At 70.0% G+C, this 16,221-nt stretch carries 13 protein-coding genes and 1 tRNA gene; 12 read left to right on the forward strand and 2 right to left on the reverse strand.

The window, feature by feature from the left end; translation table 11 throughout:
* From B100_RS0120375 to B100_RS0120420, 10 genes are all read left to right on the forward strand, one after another.
* On the forward strand, positions 1-258 hold a 258-nt coding region (locus B100_RS0120375), incomplete at its 5' end, for a transposase (RefSeq protein ID WP_024886271.1).
* A gap of 906 nt (positions 259-1,164) precedes the next feature.
* Positions 1,165-2,295 (forward strand): DNA polymerase III subunit beta, encoded by a 1,131-nt coding sequence (dnaN, locus tag B100_RS0120380; protein WP_024886272.1) that lies wholly within the window; start codon positions 1,165-1,167, stop codon positions 2,293-2,295.
* A gap of 142 nt (positions 2,296-2,437) precedes the next feature.
* The gene (gnd, locus tag B100_RS0120385) at positions 2,438-3,313 is read left to right on the forward strand and encodes a phosphogluconate dehydrogenase (NAD(+)-dependent, decarboxylating) (protein ID WP_024886273.1); all 876 of its coding nucleotides are present in this window, start codon (positions 2,438-2,440) and stop codon (positions 3,311-3,313) included.
* 72 nt (positions 3,314-3,385) lie between these two features.
* Entirely contained in the window at positions 3,386-4,507 is a 1,122-nt protein-coding gene (gene recF / locus B100_RS0120390; RefSeq protein WP_024886274.1) for a DNA replication/repair protein RecF, read from the forward strand.
* Positions 4,504-5,046 carry a DciA family protein gene (locus tag B100_RS0120395; RefSeq protein ID WP_024886275.1) on the forward strand — a complete coding sequence of 181 codons (543 nt, stop codon included), beginning with the start codon at positions 4,504-4,506 and terminating at the stop codon, positions 5,044-5,046. The genes recF and B100_RS0120395 overlap by 4 nt, the downstream gene beginning before the upstream one ends.
* Positions 5,047-5,479: 433 nt before the next feature.
* Entirely contained in the window at positions 5,480-7,540 is a 2,061-nt protein-coding gene (gene gyrB / locus B100_RS0120400; protein ID WP_199785268.1) for a DNA topoisomerase (ATP-hydrolyzing) subunit B, read from the forward strand.
* A gap of 42 nt (positions 7,541-7,582) precedes the next feature.
* Positions 7,583-10,180: a DNA gyrase subunit A gene (gyrA, locus tag B100_RS0120405; RefSeq protein WP_024886277.1), complete on the forward strand. Its 2,598-nt coding sequence runs from the start codon at positions 7,583-7,585 to the stop codon at positions 10,178-10,180.
* A gap of 18 nt (positions 10,181-10,198) precedes the next feature.
* Positions 10,199-10,945 carry a DUF3566 domain-containing protein gene (locus B100_RS0120410; protein ID WP_024886278.1) on the forward strand — a complete coding sequence of 249 codons (747 nt, stop codon included), beginning with the start codon at positions 10,199-10,201 and terminating at the stop codon, positions 10,943-10,945.
* 120 nt (positions 10,946-11,065) lie between these two features.
* A tRNA-Ile gene (locus B100_RS0120415) sits at positions 11,066-11,142 on the forward strand.
* Between the two features lie 197 nt (positions 11,143-11,339).
* Entirely contained in the window at positions 11,340-11,717 is a 378-nt protein-coding gene (locus tag B100_RS0120420; RefSeq protein ID WP_024886279.1) for a VOC family protein, read from the forward strand.
* Between the two features lie 288 nt (positions 11,718-12,005).
* Here the strand turns inward: B100_RS0120420 and B100_RS0120425 are convergent, their stop codons facing one another.
* On the reverse strand, positions 12,006-12,449 hold the full coding sequence (locus B100_RS0120425; protein ID WP_024886280.1) for a DUF6344 domain-containing protein: 444 nt from the start codon (positions 12,447-12,449) through the stop codon (positions 12,006-12,008).
* A gap of 339 nt (positions 12,450-12,788) precedes the next feature.
* Here B100_RS0120425 and B100_RS37650 point away from each other — a divergent pair, with 339 nt between their 5' ends.
* Positions 12,789-12,917, forward strand: a complete 129-nt coding sequence (locus B100_RS37650; RefSeq protein WP_003999697.1) for a DLW-39 family protein — start codon at positions 12,789-12,791, stop codon at positions 12,915-12,917.
* A gap of 142 nt (positions 12,918-13,059) precedes the next feature.
* Complete coding sequence (locus tag B100_RS0120435; RefSeq protein ID WP_024886281.1) at positions 13,060-14,400, forward strand: hypothetical protein; 1,341 nt, start codon at positions 13,060-13,062, stop codon at positions 14,398-14,400.
* Between the two features lie 177 nt (positions 14,401-14,577).
* On the opposite strand, the gene B100_RS0120440 is transcribed toward B100_RS0120435, so the two are convergent.
* A complete protein-coding gene (locus B100_RS0120440; protein WP_024886282.1) occupies positions 14,578-16,140 on the reverse strand; it encodes a serine/threonine-protein kinase in 1,563 nt (520 codons plus the stop codon).
* Between the last annotated feature and the right edge of the window lie 81 nt (positions 16,141-16,221).

Here is a 16,221-nt window from a genome sequence, read left to right on the forward strand (position 1 = left end):
ACCCGCCAGTCCGGCACGTCGATCCACGGCGAACACGCCCCCAGAGGCGGCAACCGGCAGCTGAAACGAGCGATGTTCCTCTCCGCGTTCGCGGCCCTCCACGATCCCACCTCTCGTGCCTACTACGACCGCTGCAGAGCCCGCGGCAAAACCCACACCCAGGCACTCCTCCGCCTCGCCCGCCACCGCATCAGCGTCCTGTTCGCCATGCTCCGCGACGGAACCTTCTACCAGCCGAGAAGCCCCCGACCTGCTTGACGAAAGACATAGAGGCACCCCCCGCCGACGCACACAAACGTCCCCGGCCGACGCTCACAGGTGTCTCGGACCGCACCCCGCGGCAGTCGCCGGCGGAGTCCGGCAGCATCCCGGCCGCGTGCGGTGTTCGATTTCCGGCGGGGGTTACGGCCGTCCTCCACAGATTCGGTGACTTTTTCCCGTCCACACGCTGGGGACCGGAAAGTTGTCCCAACCCCATCCACAGTGCACCCTGGCCACGAGGCATCTGCGCAGGTCACCTGCCTGTGGATCCGTGGACGAAGGATCTCCACAGACTGTGGACGACGAACCGATCCACAGGCTGTGCATCAAGTTGTCCACGGCCGACCCACAGGCTGAGGCCGGTTGTCCCCAGTGATCGCCGGCTTCTCCACATGGCTGTCCACTGTTCGGCAACCTGACGCGCCTTCTCACCGGGGCGAGTGAAAGCCGTCACATCGTGCTGCCGGAGGGGGCTGTGGGAAAGGACCGCAAACCTGGGGACGCAGCTGGGGAGAACTCGGCCTCCCCTGTGCACGGGCTGTGCAGAACTTTCCGTTCTCCACAGAACGGCCAGGTTGTCCACGGGCGCCGCCCACAGGGTCGGTGGACAAAAAACTGAGGTTGACCTGCGAAAACGGGGTTATCCACGGTATCCACAGGCCCTACTACTACTCCCGACCATAGAGAGCCAGGAATTCGTTTCGAAGGGGGTCCTGTGCACAACTCGCTGTCTCGGCCCCGACTGCCACTCGTCACGACTTGACCCCGAGAGGCACCTACTGTCAGTGCGGTGCGTCAGACTGGACCCCGGTGTCCTTCCCCTCACAGGGGCCGACGACACCGAGTCAGACGACGAAAGCCAGGCAGGGCGAGAAGCGCCGGCAACAGCAGGAGGCGGCAACAGTGAAGATCCGGGTGGAACGCGACGTACTCGCGGAGGCAGTGGCCTGGGCGGCTCGCAGCCTCCCGGCCCGTCCGCCGGCGCCTGTCCTCGCCGGCCTGCTGCTCAAGGCCGAGGACGGCCAGCTGAGCCTGTCCAGCTTCGACTACGAGGTCTCCGCGCGGGTGTCGGTGGAGGCCGAGGTCGAGGAGGAGGGCACGGTCCTGGTCTCCGGCCGCCTGCTGGCCGACATCTCCCGCGCCCTGCCCAACCGGCCGGTGGAGATTTCCACAGACGGTGTACGGGCGACGGTGGTCTGCGGCTCCTCCCGGTTCACCCTCCACACACTGCCTGTGGAGGAGTACCCGGCCCTGCCGCAGATGCCGAACGCGACGGGCACCGTCCCCGGCGAGGTCTTCGCCTCCGCCGTGCAGCAGGTCGCCATCGCGGCGGGCCGCGACGACACCCTGCCTGTCCTCACCGGTGTGCGCATCGAGATCGAGGGCGACACGGTGACGCTCGCCTCCACCGACCGCTACCGCTTCGCGGTCCGCGAGTTCCTGTGGAAGCCGGAGAACCCGGAGGCCTCCGCGGTCGCCCTGGTGCCCGCCAAGACGCTGCTGGACACCGCCAAGGCGCTGACCAGCGGTGACCAGGTCATCCTGGCGCTGTCCGGCTCCGGTGCCGGTGAGGGGCTGATCGGCTTCGAGGGCGCCGGCCGCCGTACCACCACGCGCCTGCTGGAGGGCGACCTCCCGAAGTACCGCACGCTGTTCCCGACGGAGTTCAACAGCGTCGCCGTGATCGAGACCGCCCCCTTCGTTGAGGCCGTGAAGCGCGTGGCGCTGGTCGCCGAGCGCAACACCCCGGTGCGGCTGAGCTTCGAGCAGGGCGTGCTCATCCTGGAGGCCGGTTCCAGCGACGACGCACAGGCTGTGGAAAGGGTCGACGCCCAGCTGGAGGGTGACGACATCTCCATCGCCTTCAACCCGACGTTCCTGCTGGACGGCCTGAGCGCCATCGACTCCCCGGTCGCCCAGCTGTCCTTCACCACCTCCACCAAGCCGGCGCTGCTCAGCGGCCGCCCGGCGATGGACGCGGAGGCGGACGAGGCCTACAAGTACCTGATCATGCCGGTGCGTCTCAGCGGCTGATCCGCCTCGTGCGGGAAGCCGCAGGTGAGGACGGGCGTGTGAGCGCGTATGCCCACAGATGTGCGCGAGCGTCCGGGTTTAGGCTCGGACGCCGGCACGCAAGGTGCCGTCACGTCCCGTCGCAACCTAAGGAACACATCTGATGGAGCTCGGTCTCGTCGGTCTCGGCAAGATGGGCGGCAACATGCGCGAGCGGCTGCGCCGCGCGGGCCACACCGTCTTCGGGTACGACCGCAACCCGGACCTCGCCGATGTCCACAGCCTGCAGGAGCTTGTGGGCAAGCTCAGCGGCCCCCGTGTGGTGTGGGTGATGGTCCCGGCCGGCGAGCCGACCCAGTCCACCGTCGACGAGCTCGCCGAGCTGCTGGAGCCCGGCGACGTCGTGGTGGACGGCGGCAACTCCCGCTGGACGGACGACGAGAAGCACGCCGCGGAGCTGGCCGCCAAGGGCATCGGCTTCGTCGACTGCGGCGTCTCCGGCGGCGTCTGGGGTCTGGAGAACGGCTACGCGCTGATGTACGGCGGCTCCGCGGAGGACGTCGCCAAGGTGCAGCCGATATTCGACGCCCTCAAGCCTGAGGGCGACTTCGGTTCGGTGCACGCCGGCAAGGTGGGCGCGGGGCACTTCGCGAAGATGGTCCACAACGGCATCGAGTACGCCATGATGCAGGCCTACGCCGAGGGCTGGGAGCTGCTGGAGAAGGTCGACTCGGTGACCGACGTGCGGGAGGTCTTCCGCTCCTGGCAGGAGGGCACCGTCATCCGCTCCTGGCTGCTCGACCTGGCGGTCAACGCCCTCGACGAGGACGAGCACCTGGAGGACCTCCGGGGTTATGCACAGGACTCCGGTGAGGGACGCTGGACTGTGGAGGCCGCCATCGACAACGCGGTCCCGCTGCCGGCGATCACGGCCTCGCTGTTCGCGAGGTTCGCCTCCCGCCAGGAGGACTCGCCGCAGATGAAGATGATCGCGGCGCTGCGGAACCAGTTCGGCGGGCACGCGGTCGAGAAGAAGTAGTCCACAGGGACGGCACTTGTCCACAGGACCGCGCGGCGGTCCACAACGCCGCGGGAGGTCGGCGAAACGACCATGCACGTCACGCATTTGTCGCTGGCCGACTTCCGCTCGTACCCCCGGGTCGAGGTCCCGCTCGACCCGGGGGTGACGGCCTTCGTCGGCCCCAACGGGCAGGGCAAGACGAACCTCGTCGAGGCGGTCGGCTACCTCGCCACCCTCGGCAGCCACCGGGTGTCCTCCGACGCCCCGCTGGTCCGCATGGGCGCCGACCGCGCGATCGTCCGGGCCCAGGTCCGGCAGGGCGACCGGCAGCAGCTGATCGAGCTGGAGCTCAACCCGGGCCGCGCCAACCGCGCCCGCATCAACCGGTCCTCGCAGGTCAGGCCGCGGGACGTGCTGGGGATCGTGCGGACCGTGCTGTTCGCGCCCGAGGACCTGGCGCTGGTCAAGGGCGATCCGGGTGAGCGCCGCCGGTTCCTCGACGAGCTGATCACCGCGCGCTCCCCGCGCATGGCGGGCGTCCGCTCCGACTACGACCGGGTGCTCAAACAGCGCAACACCCTGCTGAAGTCGGCGGCGCTGGCCCGTCGGCACGGCGGACGCACCCTGGACCTGTCCACGCTGGACGTCTGGGACCAGCACCTCGCGCGCGCGGGCGCAGAACTCCTGGCGCAGCGCATGGACCTGGTGGCCGCGCTCCAGCCGCTGGCCGACAAGGCGTACGAGCAACTGGCGCCCGGCGGTGGCCCGGTCGCCCTGGAGTACAAGCCGTCCGCGCCGGGCGAGGCTCACACCCGCGAGGACCTGTTCGAGCAGCTGACGGCCGCGCTGGAGGAGTCCCGCAAGCAGGAGATCCAGCGGGGGGTCACCCTGGTCGGCCCGCACCGTGACGACCTGTTGCTCAAGCTGGGCCAGCTGCCCGCCAAGGGCTACGCCTCGCACGGCGAGTCGTGGTCGTACGCCCTGGCGCTGCGCCTCGCCTCCTACGACCTGCTGCGGGCCGAGGGCAACGAGCCGGTGCTGGTGCTGGACGACGTGTTCGCCGAGCTGGACGCGCGCCGCCGGGAGCGGCTGGCCGAGCTGGTGGCCCCCGGTGAGCAGGTGCTGGTGACGGCCGCCGTCGACGACGACGTACCGCACGTGCTGGCGGGTACGCGGTTCGCCGTGGCCGAGGGGACGGTGGAGCGCGCATGAGCGACGAGAAGCCGCCCGCCGGCGATTCCGGGAAGGCGCCGGAGCCCTCCGGCGTCGATCTGGCGCGCGTGGCGCTGCGTGCGGCCCGGGAGGCGGCCCGCGCGCGTGGGGACGCGGCGCAGCAGAGGAAGCAGGCACGGCGCGGGGGCCTGCGCTCCGGGGCGCGCACCGACCGGCGGGATCCGATGGCGCTGGGCGCGGCGATCAACCGCCTCCTCACCGAGCGCGGTTGGGAGGCCCCGGCGGCGGTGGGCGGCGTGATGGGCCGCTGGCCGGAGATCGTCGGCGAGGACGTGGCCAAGCACTGCGAGCCGGAGCGCTACGACGAGGACGAGCGGGTGCTGGTGGTGCGCTGCGACTCCACTGCCTGGGCGACCAATCTGAGGCTGCTGGCGCCGACGCTCGTGGCCCGCCTGAACGACGATCTGGGGCACGGCACCGTACGACTGATCAAGGTCGTCGGACCTGTGGGTCCGGTCCGCCGTTTCGGGCCGCTGCGTGCCCCGGGCAGCACCGGCCCCGGCGACACGTACGGGTGATCCGGGGGCTTTTCCCGCCCCGCCGGACACAAGTGAGAGACATCACATCAGGGCTTCTCAGCACCGCGTTCGCGGGCCGGAAGCCCGCTTCGTCGCGCCCGCGCACGCGGGTGCGAACCGCCACCTGACTCCTAAGTAGCCAAGGGTTGACGGTCGAAAGCGCTGAGTGCCGTCGTGGGGCTCTCGGAGCCCCCATCCGCATATCGGGAGTCGGGCGAGGCCGGTTCAGGGCGCCACATGCGGGCTCAGGTGCCCGCAAACCCCCATCGATGTCAGCGCTACCGGTAGACTGGAAGACAATCCCGCCCCGTTCGTGGGGACCGTCCGGGAAGAGCTGAGCAACGCTGATCAAGGCTTACCAACGCACCATGCCGCAGCCGCTCCGGCAACCTGCCGACGAGCCCGGCTCGTGCTGTGCCAGAAAGGGCGCTTCGTGGCCGATTCCGGCAACCCCAACGAGAACATCCCGTCCACCGACACCGGCGTCACCGACGCGGCGGGCCCCTCGACCGACGAGGGAGCCACGTCGTACGACGCGAGCGCCATCACCGTCCTCGAGGGCCTGGACGCGGTCCGTAAGCGACCCGGCATGTACATCGGGTCGACCGGCGAGCGGGGACTGCACCACCTGGTGCAGGAGGTCGTCGACAACTCGGTCGACGAGGCGCTGGCCGGCTACGCGGACACGATCGACGTGACGATCCTGGCCGACGGCGGCGTCCGTGTCGTCGACAACGGCCGTGGCATCCCGGTGGGCATCGTGCCCTCCGAGGGCAAGCCCGCCGTCGAGGTCGTCCTGACCGTGCTGCACGCGGGCGGCAAGTTCGGCGGCGGCGGCTACGCGGTCTCCGGCGGTCTGCACGGTGTGGGCGTGTCCGTGGTCAACGCGCTGTCGACGCGCGTCGCCGTCGAGGTCAAGACCGACGGCCACCGCTGGACGCAGGACTACAAGCTGGGTGTGCCCACCGCGCCCCTGGTCAAGCACGAGGCCACCGAGGAGACCGGCACGTCGGTCACCTTCTGGGCCGACGGCGACATCTTCGAGACCACCGACTACTCCTTCGAGACGCTCTCCCGGCGCTTCCAGGAGATGGCGTTCCTCAACAAGGGTCTGAAGATCAACCTCACCGACGAGCGCGAGTCGGCGAAGGCGACCGCCGGTGCGGACGAGGCGGGCGAGGACGAGAAGGACGAGGTCAAGACCGTCTCGTACCACTACGAGGGCGGCATCGTCGACTTCGTGAAGTACCTCAACTCCCGCAAGGGAGAGGTGGTCCACCCCACCGTCATCGACCTTGAGGCCGAGGACAAGGACCGTCACCTGTCCCTCGAGGTCGCCATGCAGTGGAACGGCGGCTACACCGAGGGCGTGTACTCCTTCGCGAACATCATCCACACCCACGAGGGCGGTACGCACGAAGAGGGCTTCCGCGCCGCGCTGACCTCGCTGATCAACAAGTACGCGCGCGACAAGAAGCTGCTGCGCGACAAGGACGACAACCTCACGGGTGACGACATCCGCGAGGGTCTGACCGCGATCATCTCGGTGAAGCTGAGCGAGCCGCAGTTCGAGGGCCAGACCAAGACCAAGCTGGGCAACACCGAGGTGAAGACCTTCGTGCAGAAGGTCGTCTACGAGCACCTCGCCGACTGGCTGGACCGCAACCCCAACGAGGCCGCGGACATCATCCGCAAGGGCATCGCGGCGGCCACCGCGCGCGTGGCGGCCCGCAAGGCGCGTGACCTGACCCGCCGTAAGGGCCTGCTGGAGACGGCGTCCCTGCCGGGCAAGCTGTCCGACTGCCAGTCGAACGACCCCATCAAGTGCGAGATCTTCATCGTCGAGGGCGACTCCGCCGGCGGTTCGGCCAAGTCCGGCCGTAACCCCGAGTACCAGGCGATCCTCCCGATCCGCGGCAAGATCCTGAACGTCGAGAAGGCGCGCATCGACCGGATCCTGCAGAACCAGGAGATCCAGGCGATGATCTCCGCGTTCGGCACCGGCGTGCACGAGGACTTCGACATCGAGAAGCTCCGCTATCACAAGATCATCCTGATGGCGGACGCCGACGTCGACGGCCAGCACATCAACACCCTGCTGCTGACGTTCCTGTTCCGCTTCATGCGGCCGCTGGTCGAGGCCGGACACGTGTTCCTGTCCCGTCCCCCGCTCTACAAGATCAAGTGGGGCAAGGACGACTTCGAGTACGCGTACTCCGACCGCGAGCGCGACGCGCTGATCGAGATGGGCCGCAACGCCGGCAAGCGCATCCGGGAGGACTCGGTCCAGCGCTTCAAGGGTCTCGGCGAGATGAACGCCGAGGAGCTGCGCATCACCACGATGGACCAGGAGCACCGTGTGCTCGGCCAGGTCACCCTGGACGACGCCGCCCAGGCCGACGACCTGTTCTCGGTCCTGATGGGCGAGGACGTCGAGGCACGCCGCGCGTTCATCCAGCGCAACGCCAAGGACGTCCGCTTCCTCGACATCTGAGTCGGTCTCAGCTGACCGCACCAGGAAGGACCTTCACCAGCAATGACCGACGAGAACACTCCCGTCACGCCTCTTGAGGACGTGGACGCCGCCGCCATGCGTGTCGAGCCCGTCGGGCTCGAGACGGAGATGCAGCGGTCGTACCTCGACTACGCGATGTCCGTCATCGTGTCGCGTGCGCTGCCGGACGTGCGTGACGGCCTCAAGCCCGTCCACCGCCGTGTCCTGTACGCGATGTACGACGGTGGCTACCGCCCCGAGCGCGGCTTCTACAAGTGCGCCCGCGTCGTCGGCGACGTCATGGGCAACTACCACCCGCACGGCGACTCCTCGATCTACGACGCGCTGGTCCGCCTGGCGCAGCCGTGGTCGATGCGGATGCCGCTGGTGGACTCCAACGGCAACTTCGGCTCCCCGGGCAACGACCCCGCGGCGGCGATGCGCTACACCGAGTGCAAGATGGCGCCGCTGTCGATGGAGATGGTCCGTGACATCGACGAGGAGACCGTCGACTTCACGGACAACTACGACGGCCGCTCCCAGGAGCCGACCGTCCTGCCGGCGCGCTTCCCGAACCTGCTGATCAACGGTTCTGCCGGTATCGCCGTCGGCATGGCGACCAACATCCCGCCGCACAACCTGCGCGAGGTGGCGGCCGGCGCCCAGTGGTACCTGGAGAACCCCGAGGCCTCGCACGAGGAGCTGCTGGACGCGCTGATCGAGCGCATCAAGGGCCCCGACTTCCCGACCGGCGCCCTCGTGGTGGGCCGCAGGGGCATCGAGGAGGCGTACCGCACCGGCCGTGGCTCGATCACCATGCGCGCGGTGGTCGAGGTCGAGGAGATCCAGAACCGCCAGTGCCTGGTGGTCACGGAGCTGCCGTACCAGACCAACCCCGACAACCTCGCGCAGAAGATCGCCGACCTGGTGAAGGACGGCAAGGTCGGCGGCATCGCCGACGTGCGTGACGAGACGTCCTCGCGCACCGGTCAGCGCCTGGTCATCGTGCTGAAGCGGGACGCGGTCGCCAAGGTCGTCCTGAACAACCTGTACAAGCACACGGACCTGCAGACCAACTTCGGCGCCAACATGCTGGCCCTGGTGGACGGCGTGCCGCGCACGCTGTCCCTGGACGCCTTCATCCGGCACTGGGTCACGCACCAGATCGAGGTCATCGTCCGCCGTACGCGCTTCCGGCTGCGCAAGGCGGAGGAACGGGCGCACATCCTGCGTGGTCTGCTGAAGGCCCTGGACGCCATCGACGAGGTCATCGCGCTGATCCGGCGCAGCGACACCGTCGAGATCGCGCGCGGCGGCCTGATGGACCTCCTGGAGATCGACGACATCCAGGCCAACGCCATCCTCGAGATGCAGCTGCGCCGACTGGCCGCCCTGGAGCGCCAGAAGATCGTCCAGGAGCACGACGAGCTCCAGGCGAAGATCAGCGAGTACAACGAGATCCTCGCCTCCCCGGTGCGCCAGCGGGGCATCGTCAGCCAGGAGCTGGCGGCGATCGTCGAGAAGTTCGGCGACGACCGCAAGACGAAGCTGATCCCCTACGAGGGCGACATGTCCATCGAGGACCTGATCGCCGAGGAGGACATCGTCGTCACGGTCACGCGGGGCGGCTACATCAAGCGCACCAAGACCGACGACTACCGGGCGCAGAAGCGCGGCGGCAAGGGGGTGCGCGGCGCGAAGCTGAAGGAAGACGACATCGTCAACCACTTCTTCGTGTCCACGACGCACCACTGGCTGCTGTTCTTCACCAACAAGGGCCGCGTCTACCGCGTGAAGGCGTACGAGCTGCCCGACGCCGGCCGCGACGCGCGCGGACAGCACGTGGCGAACCTGCTGGCCTTCCAGCCGGACGAGACCATCGCCCAGATCCGTGCGATCCGCGACTACGAGGCGACCCCCTACCTGGTCCTGGCCACCAAGGCCGGCCTGGTGAAGAAGACCCCGCTGAAGGACTACGACTCCCCGCGGTCCGGCGGTGTCATCGCCATCAACCTGCGCGAGCAGGAGGACGGGACCGACGACGAACTGATCGGTGCCGAGCTCGTCTCGGCCGATGACGATCTGCTGCTGATCAGCAAGAAGGCGCAGTCGATCAGGTTCACGGCGACGGACGACACGCTGCGCCCCATGGGACGCGCGACCTCGGGCGTCAAGGGCATGAGTTTCCGCGAAGGGGACGAGCTGCTCTCGATGAATGTTGTTCGACCCGGTACGTTCGTGTTCACTGCCACAGACGGCGGGTACGCGAAGCGGACCGCAGTCGACGAGTACCGGGTTCAGGGTCGCGGCGGCCTCGGCATCAAGGCCGCCAAGATCGTCGAGGACCGCGGGACCCTCGTCGGCGCGCTGGTGGTCGAGGAGACCGACGAGATTCTCGCCATCACGCTGTCAGGTGGTGTGATTCGCACGCGAGTCAACGAGATCAGGGAAACCGGCCGTGACACCATGGGCGTCCAACTGATCAACCTGAGCAAGCGCGATGCCGTGGTCGGCATCGCCCGTAACGCCGAAGCAGGACGCGAGGCGGAGGAAGTCGACGGCGACGTGGCCGTGGACGAGACCGCCGACGGGGACGCGACCACCGGCACGGACGAGGGCGAGGCGCCCTCCTCCGAGTAGCACGAGGAGTGAGTCAGCGTGAGCGGAGCCACGGGCGCCGGACCGGCCGGTACCAGTACGGGGACGGACGGCGGCGGCCGTGGCTCCGCCGCGCGGGCGGCCGATCCGCACACGACCAATCTCAAAGCGATCAAGGCGCCGGTCCCCGACGCCTCCTCGTCCACCAGGCAGGGATCCCAGGGGGGAACCGTGACGGACACCCGAGGCCCGCAGCAGGCCGCACCCGGGCAGGGTGCCGCCGCTCAGGCGGCCTCACCGCTGCCGGGGGAACGGCAGCCGCAACAGCAGGCGGGCCCGTACCACCCGCCGCAGGCCTACGCGGCCCAGGCCGGCGCCGCGGCCGGCCGCACCGGCGCGGTGCGCCGGCCCCGCACGGGCGCCAGCACCACCCCGCGCGTGCGCAAGGCGCGCCTGCGCGTGTCGAAGGCCGACCCGTGGTCGGTCATGAAGGTCAGCTTCCTGCTGTCGATCGCCCTCGGCATCTGCACGATCGTCGCGGCCGCGGTGCTGTGGATGGTCATGGACGCCATGGGCGTGTTCTCGACGGTCGGCGGCACGATCTCCGAGGCGACCGGCTCCGAGGGGTCGAACGGCTTCGACCTCCAGTCGTTCCTGTCGCTCCCCAACGTCCTGATGTTCACCACGGTCATCGCGGTCATCGACGTCATCCTGGCGACGGCGCTGGCGACCCTGGGCGCGTTCATCTACAACCTCTCCGCCGGTTTCGTGGGCGGTGTCGAGCTGACGCTGGCCGAGGACGAGTGACCTGCTCAGTGGGCGCGCGCCGCCCGCTGTGACGGCCTCCCGACAACCGATTTTGGGACTGCCCCGGTCGTGCGCTAATCTTCAGGAGTCAGCGCGCGGGACACACACCGCAAGCGCGGCGGGGCTATAGCTCAGTTGGTTAGAGCGCATCCCTGATAAGGATGAGGCCACAGGTTCAAATCCTGTTAGCCCCACCAGCGAGAAGACCCCCAGTCGATAACGGCTGGGGGTCTTTTGATGTCCCGGGGGTTGTGAGTCGGACGGGTCGAGGTGGTGTGAACGCCTCACGCCGGCCCGTCGCCGCCCGGTACGGTCGCGGGCGCGTGTCGTGCGGCGGGGTGCAGGAATCCCCGTACGGCCGGGCCGGAAGATCCCGAGGTGGAAGGTCCCGTTCATGGCGAGCCGTATCGGTGAACTCGTACTCGAATGCCGCGACCCGGAGCTGCTGGCGCGGTTCTGGTGCGACGTGCTGGACTTCGTGGAGCTGGAACGCGACGGGGACGACATCGAGATCGGCCCCCGTGAAGGGTTCGGGGGCGCGCAGCCGACGATCGTCCTCAGCCGCAACGACGACCCGCAGCCGGGCAAGCCACGGCTGCACATCGACATCAACGCCACCGACCGCGACCAGGACGCCGAGCTCGAACGGCTGCTGAAGCTGGGGGCGCGGCCCGCCGACGTCGGTCAGACCGGCGAGGAGTCGTGGCACGTCCTCGCCGATCCGGAGGGCAACGTGTTCTGCCTGCTGAGGCGCCGCCTGAGCCCGCTCTGAGGGCTTGGAGACGTCGTTGGGGGCGCCTATGGGCCCCTTGAGCACGGTCAGGGTCTGTCAACCGCTCACATCGCCGTGTGCGGGCGTGTGACGGAGGTGTGCCGGCGGGCTCGTGGCCCGTCGGGCTCGTGTTTCGGGTACGCCCCGGACCCCGGTCGGATGCCGACCGGGGTCTACAGGGGTGTTCGGCTCGTGTCGTGCCGTTGTGCTGTACGCAAGTTCGCCAGGACTCCGGGAAGCAGCGACGGCACGAGGAGGGTCGAGTCGGAAACAGCGGGCCGCGGGGCCTCAGCGCTGGAGCGGGATGCGGCCGGCGGCGGCGGGCGCGGGCAGGGTGGACGCCGTGTCCTCGGAACAGTGAGCGGGGACCAGCTCGGAATCCGGTCGGGCGGTCGAGTCCTGCGCCGCGCTCCGATGCCGTTCCTCGGTGCTCTCCGACTCGGTGGCGGCGTCCTCCTGGGGCCGGTGCCGGCAGCTGGGGGACTTGCCGTGCGCCTCGGCGTGGATGCGCTGCTTCATCGTGGGGGGCAGTGCCCTGACCAGTGGCCAGGACCACAGGGACGTCGCCTGCGCGGGCGCCTCCGTCTTGGACGCGCTGTCGCTGTTGCGGGTCTCGCCGGTCTGCGGTACGGCCGCCGCGGCGGTCGTGGTGATGAGACCGAGCGCCGTGCACAGCGCGAGGAAGGCGGTGACGACGGTGTTCCACAGCTTCATGACCTTGTTCCTGGCCATGGCCCCTCACTTTCGGGTTGGGCGATTTGCGTACTTTCCTCATGATGTGTATGTGGGCCTCGAAGTGGTGGACCGACGCCCGTGCCGCGTGGATGTTCAGATGAACACCACTCGGATGGGCGCATGAGGGCGGAAAAGCCCTGGAGAGATGAGGAAAGGGAGCAAAAGACACCGTGCGTGCGGGTGTGATCACCCTCCGATCGGACCGTCCGTGCCACGTCGATCCAGTTGCCTCCGAGGGCAGTTGGGGGCGGCGACGCAGGTCACCGATCGGTATCGGCCGGTGTGTATAGTCGGGCGGCAGAGGTCCCCTACGTCAAGGAAAGACGAGGTCGCGCGGTGAAGAAGCTTCTCCTGGTCGCACTGGCCGCCATCGGCGGGCTCCTCGTGTACCGCCAGATCCAGGCGGATCGCGCCGAGCAGGATCTGTGGACGGAGGCGACTGACTCCGTGCCCACGGGTTCGTGAGTACCGACATACGACGCTGAACAGACCCCGGCCGCTGACGCGGTCGGGGTTTTGTGTGGCCGGGACCTTGTGGCCGTGCCGCGCCCGCGGTGCAGGATGGGCGGCACGGTGCGGGGCCGGGCGACGGCGACGAGGGGGGCGCGTGAGGGGACGGCAGGGCACGGCACGGAGCACGGCGCGGTCGTCGGGGCGGGGCCGGCCCCCCGCCGTCGGGCGTCTGGGCCTGGTGGTCGCGCTCGGCCTGGGGCCGGTACTGCCGGCGCAGCAGGCCCTGGCCGTCGAGGAGGACACCGCCCCCGCCTACGCCTTCGCCGCGGACGCGCAGCGGGTCGAAGGGGCCCCGAGCACCGCGGACGCCGTGGAACTGGAGCCCGGCCGGACCTACCGCAGCACTCTCCCGGCGACCGGCACGGTGTACTACCGCCTGGACCTGGACGACACGGCCACCGCCTACGCCTCCGCCACCGCCGTCCCGCCGCCCGGACGCACCGTCTCCGTCGCCGACGGCGTCAAGGTGACGGTGGAGGACGCCGACGGCCGCTCCTGCGACGTGGACACGGCGAACTTCGGCGCACCGGGCAGCCCCCGCCCCATTGCCGCGTGGGCCATGCGGGAGATCTCCCCCAGGAGAAGCCTGTGCGCGGAGGCCGGGACGTACTACGTGACCGTGGAACGCGCCGCCCCGGACGCGCGGGACGCCTCCCCCGACCCCTGGGAGCTGGAGCTCACCACGGTGTCGGAGCCCCGGCTGGAGGCGGCGGGCCCCACGAGTGCGCCCGACGCGTGGAACTCGGCCACGCCCGCCCCCGTCCAGGGCCAGGCCCAACGGCGCCCGGGCGGCGCGGGCTTCGCACAGGCGACCCAGCTCGGCGAAGGGGTGTGGCGGGACGACATACGGCCGGGCCAGACGCTCTTCTACCAGGTGCCCGTCGACTGGGGCCGGCAGCTCCACGCCACCGTCGAACTCGGCAGCTCCCGCACGGACACCTCCGGCTACGTCGCCTCCGCGCTCGATCTGGACCTCTACAACCCGGTACGCGGCCACGTCGAGGACGTGGGCATCGGCTACGACGGCGGCCAGAAGGCGAAGGCGCTCAAGCCCCTGCCTCCGGTGGCGTACGAGAACCGGCACGCCTCCGGCCGGCAGGTCACGGCGATGCGGTTCGCCGGCGCGTACTACCTGGTCGCGCACCTCTCCACGGAGGTCGCGGGAAAGTTCGGCGACGGGCCCGTGCCGTTGACGCTGCGCGTGCGGCGGAGCGGGGCGGCACAGGAGGGGCCTGGTTACGCGGGCCGGGCCGTGCCGTCGGACGTCTTCACGGTCGATGGCGGCGGCGGGGGGAGGGCTGACGCAGAGGAGGGCGGCGCGGACGGCGACACCCTGTACCGGGTGCTGGCGGCGGGCGGCATCGGCACCGGGAGCGCCCTGGTGGTGGGGCTCGGGCTGTGGACGGTGGTGGCCCGGCGGCGGGCCGCGGTGTAGAGGCGGTCTCCTGGGTGGGTCACGGGATCGTACGTGCGTACGACTGTGACGGTTCCGCCTCACGGCCTCGCGGTCCCGGAGTCTCGCGGGCCTGCGGTCCCGTAGTCCCGTGATCCGGAGCCCTGCGGCCGGGACCCCTGGTGCCCCTGAGCTTCCCGGGTTACCTGGTCCCAAGGTTCAGATGCGGGTGAGGGCCCAGAACCCCACGGCGTAACAGGCCAGGGCCAGCAGCAGGACGGGCACGGTCACCCGCGCCGGAGGACCGGGCCGGCGGCTGCCGCGTCGGCGGTGCGACCGGGGGCCTGCCGTGTGCGGCGCCGGAACAGTGTCCCGAGGCGGAACCCGCGAGGACTCGGCGGTGTATTCAGCAGTGGGGACCTCGGGACGCACGGGCGGTTGTGGCAGGGGGGAGCGGGGCGGATGGGTGGGTTCGTAGGGGGAGACGCCGGGCGCCGGCTGCTGGTGGCCGTTGTACGGGGGATGAGGCGCGTACCGCGGGGGCTGAGAAGGGCGCTCGGGGGAGGGAGACGCGGGCACGGAGGGCGGCCCTGCCCAGGTGAAGACGGAGGGCGCAGCGGGCGCGGCGGCCTCGGGCGGCGGCAGGGGAAAGCTGCCGGTGTCCGACATGCCCCCGGGCTGCGGGACGGCGCCCGGTGGCGTCGTGGGGGAGCCGGTGGTGCCCTGGCGCGGATCGACGGGAGCCGGTTCGGGCGGGCCGCCCACCACGGAGTCGGTCGTCTCCTCGGCTCCGGGCGGAGCTGTTCCGGGCGGAGCTGCTTTGGGCGTCCCAAGTCTGCCGCTCGTGGCAGCACCTTCTCCCGTCGGGTCGCCCACCCCCGGACGCAGCCCGGACGCCTTCCGCAGCGGGCCTTCGAGGGCGAAACCGGATGGCAGCGGACCCAGTTGGTCGAAGATCTCGATCAGCTCGTCGTCGGGCCCCGGCTCCGGCAGCAGCTCCGCGGCCGAGGCGAGCGCCTTGCGCGCCCCGGTGGCCGTGCGGAAGCGGGCCTCCGGATCGGGCTGGAGCAGGGTGGCCACGACCTGCCACAGCGGCTCGGGGATGCCCTGGGGTGCCCCGGGCGTCCCGTGGTCGGCGAAGTACTGGATGAGGGCCTTGGCGTCCGGTTTCGCGCCCTCGAGCAGATACAGCGCGACCAGGCCCACGGCGAACAGGTCGGCGGGGAAGTCCGGTTCGGCGCCCATCATCTGCTCCGGGGCCAGATACCCCGGTGTGCCGACCACCAGGTTGGTCTCGGTCAGCCGGGGCTCGCCCAGCCGCATCGCGATGCCGAAGTCCGACAGCCGCAGCCTGGGCCTGCCTGTGCCGGTGGCCTCGAGGAGCACGTTGGCGGGCTTGACGTCGCGGTGCACCACGTCCTCCGCGTGCACTGCCGCGAGTCCCGCGAGCAACTGGTCGAGCAGGGTGCAGACGAACGGGGGCGGCAGCGGTCCGTAGTCGCCGACCAGGTGGACCAGGGACCCTCCGGCGACCAGATCCATGGTGAACAGGACCTTGTCGTCGTCGGCGGCCCAGCTGGTGGGGGCGAGGACCTGGGGATGGTCGATCCGTAACGCCTGCTCGCGCACGAAACGCAACAGCGAATGGGCGTCGCTCTGCAGCAGGACCTTCGCCGCCACATAGCGGCGGCGGCGGTGGTCCCAGGCGCGCCAGACGGCTCCGACGCCCCCGCGTCCGATCGGGTCGACCAGCTCGTACCGGCCGGCGAAGACCTCACCCATGGCTGTACGTCGCTCCTCCCCCTGAGGTGTCCCCCTGTCTCTCCCCCACGACGAGCGACACGACTCCCCCTGAGCCCCCGC

Source organism: Streptomyces sp. CNH189, assembly GCF_000527195.1.

Coding starts and splice junctions, on each gene's coding strand:
- gnd (WP_024886273.1), top strand. CDS start 2,438: ATGGAGCTCGGTCTCGTCGGTCTCGGCAAGATGGGCGGCAACATGCGC.
- recF (WP_024886274.1), top strand. CDS start 3,386: ATGCACGTCACGCATTTGTCGCTGGCCGACTTCCGCTCGTACCCCCGG.
- B100_RS0120395 (WP_024886275.1), top strand. CDS start 4,504: ATGAGCGACGAGAAGCCGCCCGCCGGCGATTCCGGGAAGGCGCCGGAG.
- gyrA (WP_024886277.1), top strand. CDS start 7,583: ATGACCGACGAGAACACTCCCGTCACGCCTCTTGAGGACGTGGACGCC.
- B100_RS0120420 (WP_024886279.1), top strand. CDS start 11,340: ATGGCGAGCCGTATCGGTGAACTCGTACTCGAATGCCGCGACCCGGAG.
- B100_RS0120425 (WP_024886280.1), bottom strand. CDS start 12,449: ATGGCCAGGAACAAGGTCATGAAGCTGTGGAACACCGTCGTCACCGCC.
- B100_RS0120440 (WP_024886282.1), bottom strand. CDS start 16,140: ATGGGTGAGGTCTTCGCCGGCCGGTACGAGCTGGTCGACCCGATCGGA.